The sequence below is a fragment of the Streptomyces angustmyceticus genome (genome assembly GCF_019933235.1).
GTDB lineage: Bacteria > Actinomycetota > Actinomycetes > Streptomycetales > Streptomycetaceae > Streptomyces > Streptomyces angustmyceticus.
On the sequence record NZ_CP082945.1, the window covers coordinates 2,657,423 to 2,672,972 of the forward strand.

8 protein-coding genes are annotated in these 15,550 nt (G+C 73.9%); 3 read left to right on the top strand and 5 right to left on the bottom strand.

What is annotated here, in order from left to right; genetic code table 11:
• The first annotated feature begins 45 nt into the window (after positions 1–45).
• The 3 genes from K7396_RS11925 (at position 46) to K7396_RS11935 (ending at position 5,946) form a co-directional block, all read left to right on the top strand.
• On the top strand, positions 46–783 hold the full coding sequence (locus K7396_RS11925) for a response regulator transcription factor (protein WP_086718595.1): 738 nt from the start codon (positions 46–48) through the stop codon (positions 781–783).
• Complete coding sequence (locus K7396_RS11930) at positions 780–1,916, top strand: sensor histidine kinase (RefSeq protein WP_086718596.1); 1,137 nt, start codon at positions 780–782, stop codon at positions 1,914–1,916. The genes K7396_RS11925 and K7396_RS11930 overlap by 4 nt, the downstream gene beginning before the upstream one ends.
• 226 nt (positions 1,917–2,142) lie before the next feature.
• A complete protein-coding gene (locus K7396_RS11935; RefSeq protein ID WP_158101133.1) occupies positions 2,143–5,946 on the top strand; it encodes a multifunctional oxoglutarate decarboxylase/oxoglutarate dehydrogenase thiamine pyrophosphate-binding subunit/dihydrolipoyllysine-residue succinyltransferase subunit in 3,804 nt (1,267 codons plus the stop codon).
• Positions 5,947–6,077: 131 nt separating this feature from the next.
• Here K7396_RS11935 and fxsT read toward each other — a convergent pair whose 3' ends face one another.
• The 5 genes from fxsT to K7396_RS11960 form a co-directional block, all read right to left on the bottom strand.
• Positions 6,078–9,089, bottom strand: a complete 3,012-nt coding sequence (gene fxsT / locus K7396_RS11940; RefSeq protein ID WP_086718598.1) for an FxSxx-COOH system tetratricopeptide repeat protein — start codon at positions 9,087–9,089, stop codon at positions 6,078–6,080.
• A gap of 111 nt (positions 9,090–9,200) precedes the next feature.
• A complete protein-coding gene (locus K7396_RS11945; RefSeq protein WP_086718599.1) occupies positions 9,201–10,403 on the bottom strand; it encodes an FxsB family cyclophane-forming radical SAM/SPASM peptide maturase in 1,203 nt (400 codons plus the stop codon).
• Positions 10,404–10,563: 160 nt separating this feature from the next.
• Complete coding sequence (locus K7396_RS11950) at positions 10,564–10,782, bottom strand: YxD-tail cyclophane-containing RiPP peptide (protein WP_086718600.1); 219 nt, start codon at positions 10,780–10,782, stop codon at positions 10,564–10,566.
• Between the two features lie 104 nt (positions 10,783–10,886).
• The gene (locus K7396_RS11955) at positions 10,887–14,279 is read right to left on the bottom strand and encodes an SAV_2336 N-terminal domain-related protein (RefSeq protein ID WP_223659884.1); all 3,393 of its coding nucleotides are present in this window, start codon (positions 14,277–14,279) and stop codon (positions 10,887–10,889) included.
• A gap of 5 nt (positions 14,280–14,284) precedes the next feature.
• Positions 14,285–15,340 (bottom strand): AAA family ATPase, encoded by a 1,056-nt coding sequence (locus tag K7396_RS11960; RefSeq protein WP_086718602.1) that lies wholly within the window; start codon positions 15,338–15,340, stop codon positions 14,285–14,287.
• Between the last annotated feature and the right edge of the window lie 210 nt (positions 15,341–15,550).

Below are 15,550 nucleotides of genomic sequence, written 5' to 3' on the forward strand. Positions count from 1 at the left end.
CCGTACGCTGCTGCCCAGCAATACGCGACCACGCAGGGGCGGGCGATGGACCAGACTCAGACAACGCAGGGCGGCGCCGCCGCCACGCCGGGCGCCCAGCGCCGGGTACTGGTCGTGGAGGACGACCCGACGATCGTCGACGCCATCGCGGCCCGGCTGCGCGCCGAGGGCTTCCAGGTGCAGACGGCGACCGACGGGCCGGCCGCGGTGGAGACCGCGGAGGCATGGCAGCCGGACCTGCTGGTCCTCGACGTGATGCTGCCGGGCTTCGACGGCCTGGAGGTGTGCCGCCGGGTCCAGGCCCAGCGCCCGGTGCCGGTGATGATGCTCACCGCACGGGACGACGAGACCGACATGCTCGTCGGCCTCGGCGTCGGCGCCGACGACTACATGACCAAGCCGTTCTCCATGCGGGAGCTGGCCGCCCGGGTACACGTCCTGCTGCGCCGGGTCGAGCGCGCCGCGCTGGCCGCACACACCCCGCGCAGCGGCATCCTGCGGCTGGGCGAGCTGGAGATCGACCACGCCCAGCGCCGGGTGCGGGTGCGCGGCTCGGACGTCCACCTGACGCCCACCGAGTTCGACCTGCTGGTCTGCCTGGCGAACACCCCGCGCGCGGTGCTCTCCCGTGAGCAGCTGCTGGCCGAGGTGTGGGACTGGGCGGACGCCTCCGGGACCCGTACGGTCGACAGCCACATCAAGGCCCTGCGCCGCAAGATCGGCGCCGAGCGCATCCGTACGGTCCACGGCGTCGGCTACGCCCTGGAGACCCCGGCCGCATGACGCGGCGGTGGTGGCACACGCCGGTACGCGAGCTGGGGCGGCGGGTCTGGGAGGGCCTGCGCCCGCTCGACCCCTACCGCTCGGTCAAGGCCGCGCTCGGGGCACTGGTCAGCGTCTCGGTGATCATCACCACGCTGCTGGTCTTCGTCGCGATGCACTCGGCGACCGAGCTGCGGGTGATCACGATCTTCTCGATCATCGCCTCGCTGCTGATCACCCAGTTCGTGGCCAACAGCCTGACCGCCCCGCTCGACGAGATGACGGACGTCACCCGCTCGATGGCGCACGGCAACTACAGCCGCCGGGTCCGGGCGGAGCGCCGCGACGAGTTCGGCGACCTGGCGACCGCCTTCAACCGGATGGCGGCCGACCTGGAGGCGGTGGACACCCACCGCAAGGAGCTGGTGGCCAACGTCTCGCACGAGCTGCGCACCCCGATCGCCGCGCTCCGCGCCGTCCTGGAGAACGTGGTCGACGGGGTCAGCGAGCCGGACCCGGAGACGATGCGGACGGCGCTGAAGCAGACCGAGCGGCTCGGCCGCCTCGTCGAGCACCTGCTGGACCTGTCCCGCCTCGACAACGGGGTGGTGCCGCTGCACGCCCGGCGCTTCGAGGTCTGGCCGTACCTGTCCGGGGTGCTCAAGGAGGCCAACATGAGCCGGGGCGCCTCCACCCTGTCGGGGCCGTCGGGGGTCGCCGGCTCCGGCACCCACACCCGTACGGACGTCCACCTCCACCTCGACGTCTCGCCGCCGGAGCTGACCGCGCACGCGGACGCCGAGCGGCTGCACCAGGTCGTGGCCAATCTCATCGACAACGCGATCAAGCACAGCCCCCGGCACGGCCGGGTCACGGTGCACGCGCGGCGCGGCGAGGGCCCCGAGAGCCTGGTGGTGGAGGTGCAGGACGAGGGGCCCGGCATTCCGGAGTCGGAGCGCTACCGGGTTTTCGAGCGGTTCAACCGCGGCGGCCCGGCGCCCTCGGGCCCCGGCTCCGACGGGGGCACCGGCCTGGGCCTGGCCATCGCGCGCTGGGCCGTGGACCTGCACGGCGGACGCATCGGCGTGGCCGAATCCCCGCGCGGTTGCCGGATCCGGGTCACTCTTCCGGGGTTGGAGTCAGCTCGAAGCTGACGCCGCTGACGTAGGGTCGGTGGTTGGGAGCACTCCCGCGGCGATCACGCCTACCCGGATACAGGCAAACCTTGCGTGTTTCCCGTCCGGTCGTGTCCCGAAACACGTCCGGGAATGTGACGTACACGACGAGTACCCCTCCCAGCCTGCATCGAGGGTCACAACAGGCGTAGCCTTTATTCCCGCTGTCCACCACCTTAGGAAGCGGAAGAGGGCGGTTGCCGCCGTGTCGCTACAGTCCCCCAACAGCTCGAGCATCTCGACCGACCACGAGGGGCAGGGGAAGAACCCTGCCGCCGCGTTCGGTCCCAATGAGTGGCTCGTCGACGAGATCTACCAGCAGTACCTCCAGGATCCGAACTCGGTAGACCGAGCCTGGTGGGACTTCTTCGCCGACTACAAGCCGGGCGGTGCCACCGCGCCGGGCCAGCCGGCGGAGGGCTCCCCCGGTGCAAGCACCGGCTCCGCTGGAGCGGCTGGCGCCGCGCAGCCTCCCGCCCCGGCCCAGTCGACCCCGGCGCCCGCCGCCGAGCCCAAGCCGTCAGCCGCCGCGCCGGCGACCCCGGCCAAGCCGGCCGCGAGCGCACCGGCCCCGGCGAAGGCCGCACCGGCCAAGCCGGCCGCCAAGGCCGCCGCCCAGAAGGCCGACGGCGAGGTCACCGCCGGTCCCGAGTTCGTCACCCTGCGCGGCCCGTCGGCCGCCGTTGCGAAGAACATGAACGCCTCCCTGGAGCTGCCGACGGCCACGTCCGTCCGCGCGGTCCCGGTGAAGCTGCTCTTCGACAACCGCATCGTGATCAACAACCACCTCAAGCGCGCCCGGGGCGGGAAGGTCTCCTTCACCCACCTCATCGGGTACGCGATGGTGCAGGCCCTCAAGGCCATGCCGGCGATGAACTACTCCTTCGCGGAGAAGGACGGCAAGCCGACGCTGGTCAAGCCGGACCACGTCAACCTCGGTCTGGCCATCGACCTGGTGAAGCCGAACGGTGAGCGCCAGCTCGTCGTCGCCGCCATCAAGAAGGCCGAGACGCTGACCTTCTTCGAGTTCTGGCAGGCCTACGAGGACATCGTCCGCCGGGCCCGCGACAACAAGCTGACGATGGACGACTTCACCGGGGTCACCGCGTCGCTGACGAACCCGGGCGGCATCGGCACCGTCCACTCCGTGCCGCGCCTGATGCCGGGCCAGTCCATGATCATGGGCGTCGGCGCGATGGACTACCCCGCGGAGTTCCAGGGCACCTCGCAGGACGCCCTGAACAAGCTGGGTGTCTCCAAGGTCATGACGCTGACCAGCACCTACGACCACCGGGTGATCCAGGGCGCCGCCTCCGGCGAGTTCCTGCGGGTCATGAGCCAGCTGCTGCTCGGCGAGAAGGACTTCTTCGACGACATCTTCAAGTCGTTGCGGATCCCGTACGAGCCGATCCGCTGGATGCGCGACATCGACGCGTCGCACGACGACGACGTCACCAAGGCCGCGCGGGTCTTCGAGCTGATCCACTCCTACCGGGTCCGCGGCCACGTCATGGCCGACACCGACCCGCTGGAGTACCACCAGCGCAAGCACCCCGACCTCGACATCACCGAGCACGGCCTCACCCTGTGGGACCTGGAGCGCGAGTTCGCGGTCGGCGGCTTCTCCGGCAAGTCCATGATGAAGCTGCGCGACATCCTCGGCGTGCTGCGCGACTCGTACTGCCGCACCACCGGCATCGAGTTCATGCACATCCAGGACCCGCAGCAGCGCAAGTGGATCCAGGACCGGGTCGAGCGCTCGCACAAGTCGCCCGAGCGCGAGGAGCAGCTGCGCATCCTGCGCCGGCTGAACTCCGCCGAGGCGTTCGAGACGTTCCTGCAGACGAAGTACGTCGGCCAGAAGCGCTTCTCGCTGGAGGGCGGCGAGTCCGTCATCCCGCTGCTGGACGCGGTCATCGACTCCGCGGCCGAGTCGCGCCTGGACGAGGTCGTCATCGGCATGGCCCACCGCGGCCGCCTCAACGTCCTCGCCAACATCGTCGGCAAGTCCTACGCCCAGATCTTCCGCGAGTTCGAGGGCAACCTCGACCCGAAGTCGATGCACGGCTCCGGCGACGTGAAGTACCACCTGGGCGCCGAGGGCACCTTCACCGGTCTCGACGGCGAGCAGATCACGGTCTCGCTCACCGCCAACCCCTCCCACCTGGAGGCCGTGGACCCGGTCGTCGAGGGTGTCGCCCGCGCCAAGCAGGACATCATCAACAAGGGCGGCACGGACTTCACGGTCCTGCCGATCCAGCTGCACGGTGACGCGGCGTTCGCCGGCCAGGGTGTGGTCGCCGAGACGCTGAACATGTCGCAGCTGCGCGGCTACCGCACCGGCGGCACGGTCCACGTCGTCATCAACAACCAGGTCGGCTTCACCGCCGCCCCGGAGTCGTCGCGCTCGTCCATGTACGCCACCGACGTGGCCCGCATGATCGAGGCGCCGATCTTCCACGTGAACGGCGACGACCCCGAGGCCGTCGTCCGCGTTGCCCGTCTGGCCTTCGAGTTCCGCCAGGCGTTCAACAAGGACGTCGTCATCGACCTGATCTGCTACCGGCGCCGCGGCCACAACGAGTCCGACAACCCGGCCTTCACCCAGCCGCTGATGTACGACCTGATCGACAAGAAGCGCTCGGTGCGCAAGCTCTACACCGAGTCCCTCATCGGTCGCGGCGACATCACGCTGGAGGAGGCCGAGCAGGCGCTGCAGGACTTCCAGGGCCAGCTGGAGAAGGTCTTCACCGAGGTCCGCGACGCCACGACGACGCCGGCCGCCCCCGAGGTCCCGCAGCCGAAGGCCGAGTTCCCGGTCTACGTCGACACCGCGATCTCCCAGGAGGTCGTCAAGCGGATCGCCGAGTCGCAGGTCAACATCCCCGAGCGGGTCACCGTCCACCCGCGTCTGCTGCCCCAGCTGCAGCGCCGCGCGGCCCAGGTCGAGGACAACACCATCGACTGGGGCATGGGCGAGACCCTCGCCATCGGCTCGCTGCTGATGGAGGGCACCCCGGTCCGGCTCGCCGGCCAGGACTCCCGCCGCGGCACCTTCGGCCAGCGCCACGCGGTGCTGATCGACCGCGAGACCGGCGACGACTACACCCCGCTGCTCTACCTCTCCGAGGACCAGGCCCGCTTCAACGTCTACGACTCGCTGCTGAGCGAGTACGCGGCGATGGGCTTCGAGTACGGCTACTCCCTGGCCCGCCCGGAGGCGTTGGTCATGTGGGAGGCGCAGTTCGGTGACTTCGTCAACGGCGCCCAGACCGTCGTCGACGAGTTCATCTCCTCGGCGGAGCAGAAGTGGGGCCAGACGTCCGGCGTCACCCTGCTGCTGCCGCACGGCTACGAGGGCCAGGGCCCGGACCACTCCTCGGCCCGGATCGAGCGCTTCCTGCAGCTGTGCGCGCAGAACAACATGACGGTCGCCGCGCCGACCCTGCCGTCGAACTACTTCCACCTGCTGCGCTGGCAGGTCCACAACCCGCACCACAAGCCGCTGGTCGTCTTCACCCCGAAGTCGATGCTGCGTCTGAAGGCCGCGGCGTCGAGCACGGAAGAGTTCACGACGGGCGGCTTCCGCCCCGTCATCGGCGACTCCACGGTCAAGCCCGAGGACGTCCGCAAGGTCATCTTCTGCTCCGGCAAGGTCTACTACGACCTGGAGGCCGAGCGCGAGAAGCGCGGCGCGAGCGACACCGCGATCGTCCGCATCGAGCGCCTCTACCCGCTTCCCGGCAAGGAGCTCCAGGCGGAGATCGCCAAGTTCCCGAACGCCGAGAAGTACCTGTGGACGCAGGAGGAGCCGGCGAACCAGGGTGCGTGGCCGTTCCTCGGCCTCAACCTGATCGACCACCTCGACCTGGCCGTCGGCGCCGATGTCCCGCACGGCGAGCGCCTGCGCCGCATCTCGCGGCCGCACTCCTCGTCGCCGGCCGTCGGCTCCGCCAAGCGCCACCAGGCGGAGCAGGCACAGCTGGTCGCGGAGGCCTTCGACGCCTGAGGCGCCGAGGTGCCGGGGTGACCGGTGGAGAACAGCGGAAGGGCCCGTCCCCGGTGGGGGCGGGCCCTTCCGCGTGCCGGGGGCCGGGCGCCGTGGCGGCGCCCGCCGGACGCCGTCGCCGGACTCCGGTCCTAGACGGGCTGCGGTTCGAAGTCCCAGTACGGGCGGCGGCGGCGCCGGGCGGACAGGGTGTGCGGGTGCTCGGGGCCCAGCGTCTCGGAGAGCTGCCCGATCGCCTCCTGCTCCAGCTTCGCCGCCTCCTGGCCACGGCGCAGCGCCCGCAGGTCCTCGGCGAGCGCCGTCTTCGCGGAGAGGGTCAGCGGATGGGTGTCGCCCAGCGCGGCCTTGGCGCGCGCGAGGGTGGCGCGGCCCAGTTCCACCGCCCCCTCCTCGTCGTCCACCCGGTTGCGGGCGGCGCCGGCGTTCAGCGCGCAGCCCAGCGTCCAGGGGTGGTCGGGACCCATCGCCTCGGTCATCCCGCCGAGCGCCCGGTCCGCGAGGGCCAGCGCCTCGGCGGAGTCCCCGAACTCGGCGCGGACCAGCCCGACGTTGCCGAGGGTGCCGACGGTGTAGGGGTGGCGTTCGCCGGCCAGGGCGCGGTAGCGCTCGGCGACCTCCTCGGCGAGGTCGCGGGCGTGCCCGAGGTCGCCGTGCTCCCGCAGGAAGGTGGCGTGGTCGGCGCGCACCATCAGCGTCTCGGGGTGGCGGGGCCCCTGCACCCGGCGGGAGCGCTCGACGAGGTCGGCGAGGAGCGCGGCGGCGCGGGCGGTGTCGCCGGAGCGGCGCAGGCACAGCGCGAGGTTGTGCTCGGCGCGCAGGGTCTGCGGGGTGTGCGCGCCCATCACCTGCAGGTGCAGCCGGGCGTTGAGTTCCTGGCCGGAGGTGGCGTCGCGGTAGCGGCCGAGCAGGCGCAGCGTACGGGCGTAGGCGGTGCCGGCGTTGAGGGTGAGGTGGTGGCGGGCGCGCAGTTCGCGCTCCCGGAACGCCAGCACCTCGCGGTGGGTGACCAGCGCTTCGTCGTAGCGTCCGAGCAGCGCCAGGACAGTGGCGAGGTTGTGCCGTGAGGAGAGGGTGCGGGGTGCCTCCGGGCCGAGCAGGGCGGCGTAGGTCCGCCAGACGGCGTCGAAGAGGTCGTAGGCCTGCCCGTACGCGCCCAGGGCGATCAGGGTGCCGGCCAGGCCGTCCTGGGCCCGCAGCAGGTCGGCGTCGGCGGGGTCCCGCTCGGCGGTGAGCTGGTCGACGACGGCGCTGCCGACCGCCTCGGCCTCGCGGTAGCGGCCGAGCCTGCGCAGCATGTTGGCGTGCTGGTGGGTGAGGACGAGCATGGTGCGCTGGGTGGCCGCGAGCCGGGTGCGCCAGCGGGACATGAACTGTTCGCACAGCCGCAGGCCCATGCGGTACTCGCCGCGGACCCGCAGGTATTCGACGCAGTTGAGCAGCAGCTGCTGGACCGCGGGCTCGGGGCTGTCGAGGACGCCGGCCGGCTCCAGGTGCGGGATGAGCGCGGCGTAGCGCTCCCAGTAGCGGGTGTCGGCGGGGTCCTGCGGGTCGGCGGTGACCAGCACCCGGCAGGCCGTCGCCGCCATCAGGTCGCGCTCGTCCTCGGTCATGTCGCTGCGCAGGAACCGGTGGTAGAGCCGGTGCATCAGCGCGGTCTCCACGGCCGGTTCGGCGTCCTGGGAGGCCTGGTAGTCGAGGCGTACGGCGGTGGACTCGGTCAGCCGGCGCAGCGCGGTGTTCCAGCTGATCGGCTCGGCGGCCAGGTCGGCGAGGTGTTCGGGCAGGTCGCCGCGGCGGGCCTGGGCGAGCATCGGGACGGGGATGGCGTCCGGGGCGAAGAACGCGAACAGCTTGAGGAGTTCGACCGCGGCGGGGCTGCGTTCGCGCAGGGTGTTGAGGGTTATGGCCCAGCTGGTCTGGAAGGCCATGGGGTAGTCGGAGGAGATGCGGATGCCGACCAGGCTGGGCTCGCCGCGGCGGATCAGCTCGATGTACTCCTTGGGCGACATCGGGTTGGCGTCCAGCCAGGCGGCGGTCTGGGCGAGCAGCAGCGGCAGGTCCTGGACGGCGTCGGAGAGCAGGTCGGCCTCCATCGGCGTCAGCCGCGGGGCGCGGCGCCGGGCGTAGGCGACGCTCTCGACGCGGTCGAAGGGCAGCACCTCGATCTCCTGGGCGCTGCCGGAGCCCGACCAGTCGCGGGTGAGGGTGGTGATCAGGACGTGGCCGCGGCCGTCCGGCACCAGGTCCTCGATCTGCTCCATGTCGTCGGCGCTGTCGAAGACCAGCAGCCAGCGGCGGTAGGGGCGGCCGACGCGGAGCGCTTCGTGGACGGCGCGGATGCGGTCGCCCAGCTCCCGGCCGACGGGCAGGCCGAGCCGGGTGGCGAGTTCGGCGAGCTGTTCGCGGGCGGCGCCGCGGTTGGTGGCGCTGATCCACCACACCACGTCGTAGTCGTTGCCGAAGCGGTGGGCGTACTCGGCGGCGATCTGGCTCTTGCCGACGCCGGAGGTGCCGTACAGCGCGATCCGGGTCTCCAGCGGCGGGCCCGCGCCCGCGCCGGAGCCGGCCAGCTTGCCGTGCAGTTCTTCCAGGACGCCGTCGCGGCCGGTGAAGCGGTTGTTGCGGCGCGGGATGTTCCACACCTCGGGCGGGTTGTTCGGGAAGCGGGGCGCGCCGGGCGCCTCCTCGTCCACGGCCCGGCCCGCTCCCGCGATGCCGAGCCGCTGCAGCACCCGGCGGTTGGCCTCCTGGGCGTCCAGGTCGCGCAGGTCGGCGGGGCGCAGCAGGGAGGCCGTGGCGGGCAGGGACTGGGTGGCCACGCTCACCGCGGCGAACCGGTCGGCGTGCGGGGAGACCACCTCGCGCAGGGCGGCCGTCCACTCCTCCTGCGTCTTGGGGCCCAGCCGGAAGTACCAGTCGTCCAGCACGATCAGCAGCCGGCCCTCGGCCTCCAGCAGCCCCGACAGCTCCTCCACCAGCGCGGTGTCCACCTGGGGGTCCCACCGCAGCAGGGTGGTGCCGTGGCCCTGCGCCTCCAGCTGGTGGGAGATCCACGCCGCCCAGGGCCGGGTGAAGCCGGCATAGCTGATGGTGATGTGTTCGCCGGAGCCGGTGGGACCGGAAAAGGTGGCCTGATCGACCATGCGACCGTCTCCCTGGGATGCGATGGTGCGCGCGTCGGAGGCTGGCTCATCGGGCACGCCCTGGCTCTTCGGCACGATAGCCCAAGTGTCCCCCCATATGACGACAGTGCGTCAGGTCAGCTCGGCGGCACCTCGGTTGAGGGCGACGGCGGCGTCCAGCCGGGCCGCGATGTGCCGTATCAGGCGTTCCAGGTCGGCGCAGTAGACGGACGGGTTGGTGAATCCGCCGGCGTCCGCGCGGTAGCGGTGGGCGTAGTTGCCGCCGCCGCACACCTCCACCAGGGCGCAGCCGCGGCACTGCGCGGCGAGGCCGTCCCGGCCGCTGCGGCGGGCGGCCATCCCGGGGTGGGCCAGGGCCTCGTCGAAGGTGTGGCGGAAGACGTCGAGGCCGGTGGCGGCGGCGCCCTCGTAGGCGGACTTGAGCGAGTCCACCTGTTCGATGGCGCCGTCGGTGTCGACGACCAGGGCGACGACGGGCGAGAGCCCGACCGCCTCGCTGGAGCTGGGGCGGCCCAGCAGGAGGCCGAGGATCTCGGTGAACACCCGCACCCGGGGTCCGGGGCCGCCGTCCCACCACAGGTCGAAGACGGTGCACAGCCAGTCGCCGTACGGGGTGCGGCCGGCCTGCCCGGGGACGGCGGGGCGGGAGCGGCCGGCGGTGGTGGCCGGCGGCGGGCTGGTCCAGTTGGCGTGCGGGAGGAGGAAGTCGACCATCGGGGGGTCCAGGGCGCGCAGCGAGTCGTGGACCTCGGCGGGGTCGGCGGTGATGTCGACGGTGCACAGGATGCCGGCGAACACGTCGGGCCGGTCGCGGAGCAGGCGTGCGGCGCGGGAGACCGCGGGCCAGGAGGACCGCCCCGCGTGGTCGACACGGCGGCGGTTGAGGCCGGGGGTGCCGCCGTCCAGGCTGAGGCCGAGGCGGAACCCCGCGGCGGCGAGGGTGTCGATCGTCTCGGGGGTGAGCAGTGTCCCGTTGGTCTGGACGCCGAACTCGGCGGTGCAGCCGGCGGGCAGCGCGGCGCGGATCGCGGCGGCCTGCTCCAGGAGCGGTCCGGGGCCGGTGAGCAGCGGCTCGCCGCCGTGCAGGTCGATCCGGACCTCGCGCAGCCCGTGGGTGCGGGCGTGTTCGGCGATGCGCAGGGCGGTCTGCCGGACGGTGGCGGCCGGGACGGCCGGCGGGCGGGCGCGCCAGCTGCGGTCGGGGCCGGTGTAGATGTAGCAGTAGGTGCAGGCGAGGTTGCAGCGGCTGTGGACCTTCAGGACGAACTGCCGGAAGGGCACCACCGGGGTCCGGCCGGTCTTCTCCCCCGCCACGGCGTCGCCCCCTGCACTCGTCTGCCTGCGTCGAGGTGCGGGATCGACAGCTCCCGCCCGCTGACTGGTACATGGCTCGGCCCTCGGCCGAGGAACCAGATCCCTGAGGCAACTGGCCGGTTCCCTTGCACGTTTGCCCAAAAACCGCCGTTCTCGCCTGTCAATGCAAGGCTTTTTCCGGGCCGTCCTCGTAATACGCCACGGCGTCGTCCGCCGACGGCCAGTTGCGCAGCAGCAGCGCCGCCACCTCTCCCAGCACCGCGTGGTCCGTCCGCGCCGCGAGAACGCCCACGTCGACCCCGGCGAAGTCCGGCAGCCGCTCGGCCGACGGTCCCGGCGGGGCGGCCACCGCCGGTTCGGTGCGGGGGGTAGTCGCCACGCTGCTCTCCTCAGGCCGGCTGGACGGGTGTGTTCCCGAACTCCCGTCCACAGAAACACGATCCGGGACGGACGGCCAGGCAGCCGGCCCGGCGCGCGGGGCGGTCAGGCGGTGGCGTCGAGGGCGCGCATGCGGGCGCGGGTGCGCTGGGCCTCCGCGCCGGACTCCTCCGCCGCGCGCTGCCACTGCTCCCAGCTCTCGCGGTAGGCGTGCAGCGCGGAGCGGGGCCCCGCGGTGACCTCCAGGACCTCGCCGCGGCGGTGGTGGGCGCGGGCGGCCAGCACGGGGCTGTCGGCCCGCCGGGCGGCCGCGGCGGCCCGGCGGAAGCAGGCGGCGGCCCGGTCGTGGCGCTCGCGGGAGTCGAAGCGGCGGTCCAACAGCAGCTGGACGTCGCCGACTTCGAGCCATGCCTCGGCCGACACCGCGTCCGGTACGTCCGCGCCGCGGGCGGCCAGCTCCAGGATCCAGTCGGCCTCGTGCAGGTCGGCGAGGGAGGGCTGGCGTTCGTAGCGCAGGCGCAGGGCGCGGCCGAACAGCAGGCGGTGCCGGCCGAGGCCGGGGTCCTGCGGCCCGGCCCGGCCCAGTGCCTCGCGCAGTACGTGTACCGCCTCGTTGGCCAGCCGTCTGCCCGGCCCGTCGGCCGGCTCCAGCCGGGCGCGCAGCAGCAGCGCCGCGCCGCGCTCGGCGAGCAGCGCACTGTGCTCGGGCGAATCGGGGGTGGCCAGGCGGAGCGCGGCGGCCAGCGCGGCGACGGCGGCGTCGAGGGCGGCCAGGTCGCCGGTGCGGGTGTGCAGGGCCTGCTGCACGGCGGCCGTACGGCGCAGACCGGCCACCTCCAGGGCCGGGTCGCCGAGGGCGCGGGCCATCGCGCGGGCGCGTTCGAGGGTGGGCAGCACGGACCTCAGCCCGGGGCCGTCGTGGAGCTGGCGGGCGGCCGCCAGGTCGAGCAGCGTCCGGCACACCAGCCGGTCGGCGGCGCTGCCGCGGCGGCGCAGCAGGACGACGGCGGTGTCGAGGTCGTCGGCGGCGCGCAGCGCGAGCGCCCCGGCGGGGTGTCCTGCCGCGGGACGGCGGGCGGCCCGGCGGGCCGCGTCGAGCAGCACACCGCCCCGGGCGGCGTAGACCTCGCCGGGCACCTGCTCGCCGCTCGGCCACCGGTCGAGGAGGGTGGTCAGGGAGCGTTCCGCCTCGTCGAGGGGGTCGTCGGCGGCCGCCTCGTCCCGCTCCGGCGGGCCGGCGGTCCCGGGCGGGCCGGCGGCGGGCAGGGCGGCGAGGCGGCGCAGGACCTCGGTGCGGAGCACCATGCTCTCCAGGACACGCGGGTCGAGCAGGCTCATCAGCCCGCAGGCGGCGTGCAGCCGGCGGGCGGCGTCGGCGAGCGCGGCGCGCTCCTCGTCTGCGGTCCCCGCGCTTTGCCGTTCCTGTGCGCGGGCGTGGGCGACCCGGCCGAGCACGATCAGCGCCCGGGTGCGCTCGGCCTCCCGGCCCGCCTCGGCCGCCTCCCGGTCGCCGGGCGCGCCCTGCGCCGTGGCCCGTTCCGCGGCGCGGGCCGCGCGCTCGGCCTCCTCCAGGGCGTCGGGCTGGCGCCAGGTCGCCCAGGCGTGCAGCAGGGCGCGCGCGAGGTCGGTACCGGCGACGGGCAGGCGGGCGGTGGCGGCGCGCAGCAGCCGGACGGCCTCGATCAGGTCCCGTACGGCCCGGTCCTGTTCGTAGCGCTCCAGGAGGGCGGCGCCCTCGGCAGCGGGGCCGTCGGCGGCGTACGGCCGCCGGTCGGGCGGGCGCAGGGCCGGCTCGAAGCGGCGCAGCACCCGCTCCGAGACTCGGGCGAAGGGTTCGGGGACGGCGCGCTGGCCGGTCTCGGGCTCCCGGCCGCTGCCGGAGAGCATGGCGACCGCGACGGCCGGGAAGTTGCGGGCGCTGCGGCCGAAGGTGCGCTCGATGTAGAGCGAGCAGTGCTTGAGGACCAGGGCGGCCTCGCCGGCGCTGAGCCGGCCGAGGAGTTCGTCGCGCACGCCGGGCACGAACTCGTACCACGGGCCGCCGCCGGCCTGCTCCGCCGCCGGCCGCTCGTCCAGGGGGAGCTGGGTGACCAGGCCGCTGAGCAGCACCTCGGCCAGCTCGGCCGGGCCGGTCTGCGGCAGCATCGCGCGCTGGACCAGCTGGATGACGGGCAGGGCGAGCGGGACGGCCGAGAGGTGGACGGCGAGCAGCCGGGCGGCGGGCGAGGACTGCTGGTCGAACGCGCGGACCAGATGGGCGGGGGTGGCGCGCTCGGACACCGGCGGCGGCCCGGCCGGCTGCCCGGCGCCGTGGTCGGCCCGGACGACGCAGGCCGCGCCGCGCAGCGAGAGGCCGGCGTCCGCGGCGGCCAGCCGGGCCCAGGCGCCGAGGGCGGAGGGGGTCGCGGACAGGACCGGAACGGCGCGTTCACGGGGCGCTTCGGGCGGGCCGCCCGGTGCCCCGGCGGGCCGGCGCCTGCGGCGGGCGGGCCGGAAGCCGAGGGCTTGGTAGGGGCCCTGGCGGCGTACGAGGGTGCCGGCGACGGCGGGCAGCAGGGTGCGCGCCCACATCCGCTGGGGCAGCGGCTGGACCACGGCGAGCGGGGCGTCGGCCGACCAGCGGTAGAGCAGCCGCTGCAGCCGGCCGTCGCGCCACAGCGGGCCCGCGCAGTCGCTGACGACGAGGGTGAGGTGGTGGCCCGTCGGGTCGTGCAGCTGGTCGGCGGGGCGCAGCGGGCGGCCGGGTCCCGGGGCCGCCGCGACGCCGATGTCCGGGCCGTGCGGGTGGAGGTAGTGCACCGTCACGTCGCGGAAGGCGCCGACCCGTTCGCAGACCTGGCGCAGGTCGTGCAGCATCTGTTCCCAGACGGCCATCGACGACGAGCCGTCCATCAGCAGCCGCAGCGCGGCCGCCCTGCGGTGCACCCCGCGCAGCACCGGGATGATCATTTCGGCGTGGGCGGAGAGCTCGGCGGTGGCGGGCTCGTCCAGCTTCCGGCGGGCCGGGGCGACCGGCGGGCGGTAGCGCTGGATGGGCCGCAGCGCGCGCTGCAGGGGCAGCAGCCCGGGGAACGCGGAGGCGATCGGGACCGCGACCTCGCCCAGGCGCTGCCGGTCCGGGTCGGGGAGCCGCTCGTCGCCGGTGGGCAGCAGCTCCGCGACCCGGCGCCGGGCGCCGTCGCGGAGCGCGGACGAGGCGGGGTCGGCGTCCGGGGAGCCGGGGCCGCGGGCGTCGTCCGGCGAGGCCGCGCGGGCACCCGGGGACTCCGCGGACACCGCAGGTCCCACCCGGAATGTGGCCGGATCTGGACCGTCGGGTTCCTGCCCGCGGGCGGGCTCCCCGTCCGCGGGCCCACCGGCCCGGGACGCGTCCGGGGTGATCCACTGGGCGAGCCAGAGGGCGTCGGCCATCCCGCGGGCGTCGGCCGGCACCCCCGCCGCGGTCAGCCGGGCGACGAGTTCGTCGAGGGGGCCTGGGCCGGGCTCCCCGAGGGGCACCGCACTCACCTCGTCCGATCAAGAGGCCGCATCAGCTCCGCCGTCAGACGCCGCCGGGTCTCCTCCTCGTCCTCGTCCGTCCAGCCCGCCTTCTGGGTGAGGTGGATGGCGTTGAAGAGCTGGTCGACGGCGCGGACATCGCCGGGTTCGCGGTCCAGGAAGCGGTCGATCACCGCTTCGTAGCGCTCGGCCGCGCCCTCGCCGAAGTGCGCCCGCACCATCGCGGCGAGCCGCTCCTTGTCGGGCGCCGGGATGTGGAGGTGGATGCAGCGGCGCAGCAGGGGGGCGGGGAAGTCGCGTTCGCCGTTGCTGGTGAGGACGATGAAGGGGAAGGCGTGGCAGCGGACCCGGCCGTCGCGCACCGTCACCCGGGCGCCGTCGTCGCTGAGCACCTCCACCTCGGGGGCGGATCCGGCCAGCCGCTCCAGCTCCGGAATCCGGAACTCCCCTTCCTCCAGCACGTTGAGGAGGTCGTTGGGCAGGTCGATGTCGCTCTTGTCGAGTTCGTCGACGAGCAGGACGCGGGGCCGGGCGGCGGGCAGCAGGGCGGTGCCCAGCGGGCCGAGGCGGATGTAGCGGCCGATGCCGCCGCCGGGTTCGTCGGTGGGATCCGCGCCGTCCGTCTCCGCGTCGTCCGCGGCGCCCGGCGCGGCGCGGGCGATCTGGAGGTCCTGGAGGCGGCCGATGGCGTCGTAGTCGTACAGGCCGTCGCGGAGCGTGCTGCGGCTGACGACCGGCCAGCCGAGGACCCGGCCGAGGCCGAGTTCATAGGCGACGGAGTGCGCCAGGGTGCTCTTGCCGCTGCCGGGCGCGCCGGTGACCAGGAGCGGGCGGCGCAGGTAGAGGGCGGCGTTGACCAGTTCGCGCTCGGTCTCGCCGGGGCGGTGGTGGCTGGCCTCCCGGTGCTGCACGCCGAGCCTGCGCTCGGAGGAGGGGTCGAGGGCGGCCGGCGGCGCCACGAGCGGCCCGCCGTCGAAATCACGCCACGGGGGAGGCGGCGGAAGGTGCTCGATTCCGTCGTGCGGTGCCCCCGCGCCGCGGTAGATGAGCCAGTCGCTCACGTCGGAACTCCTCGTCGCCGGCCAGGCCCTCGGTCAGGAGCGATGATCATGGCGGGCCGCCGGAGACGTCGGCACCGTCCAACCCCGGCCTCCCCCGCGTCCGCCCCCGCGATCACGCTGTACGCCATCACGGGCACGTCCTCCACGACGCTATGCCAGGACCCAGCCGGACGGAAGCGCGCGGGGCGGTTTCCGGTCTCGCACGGGGGC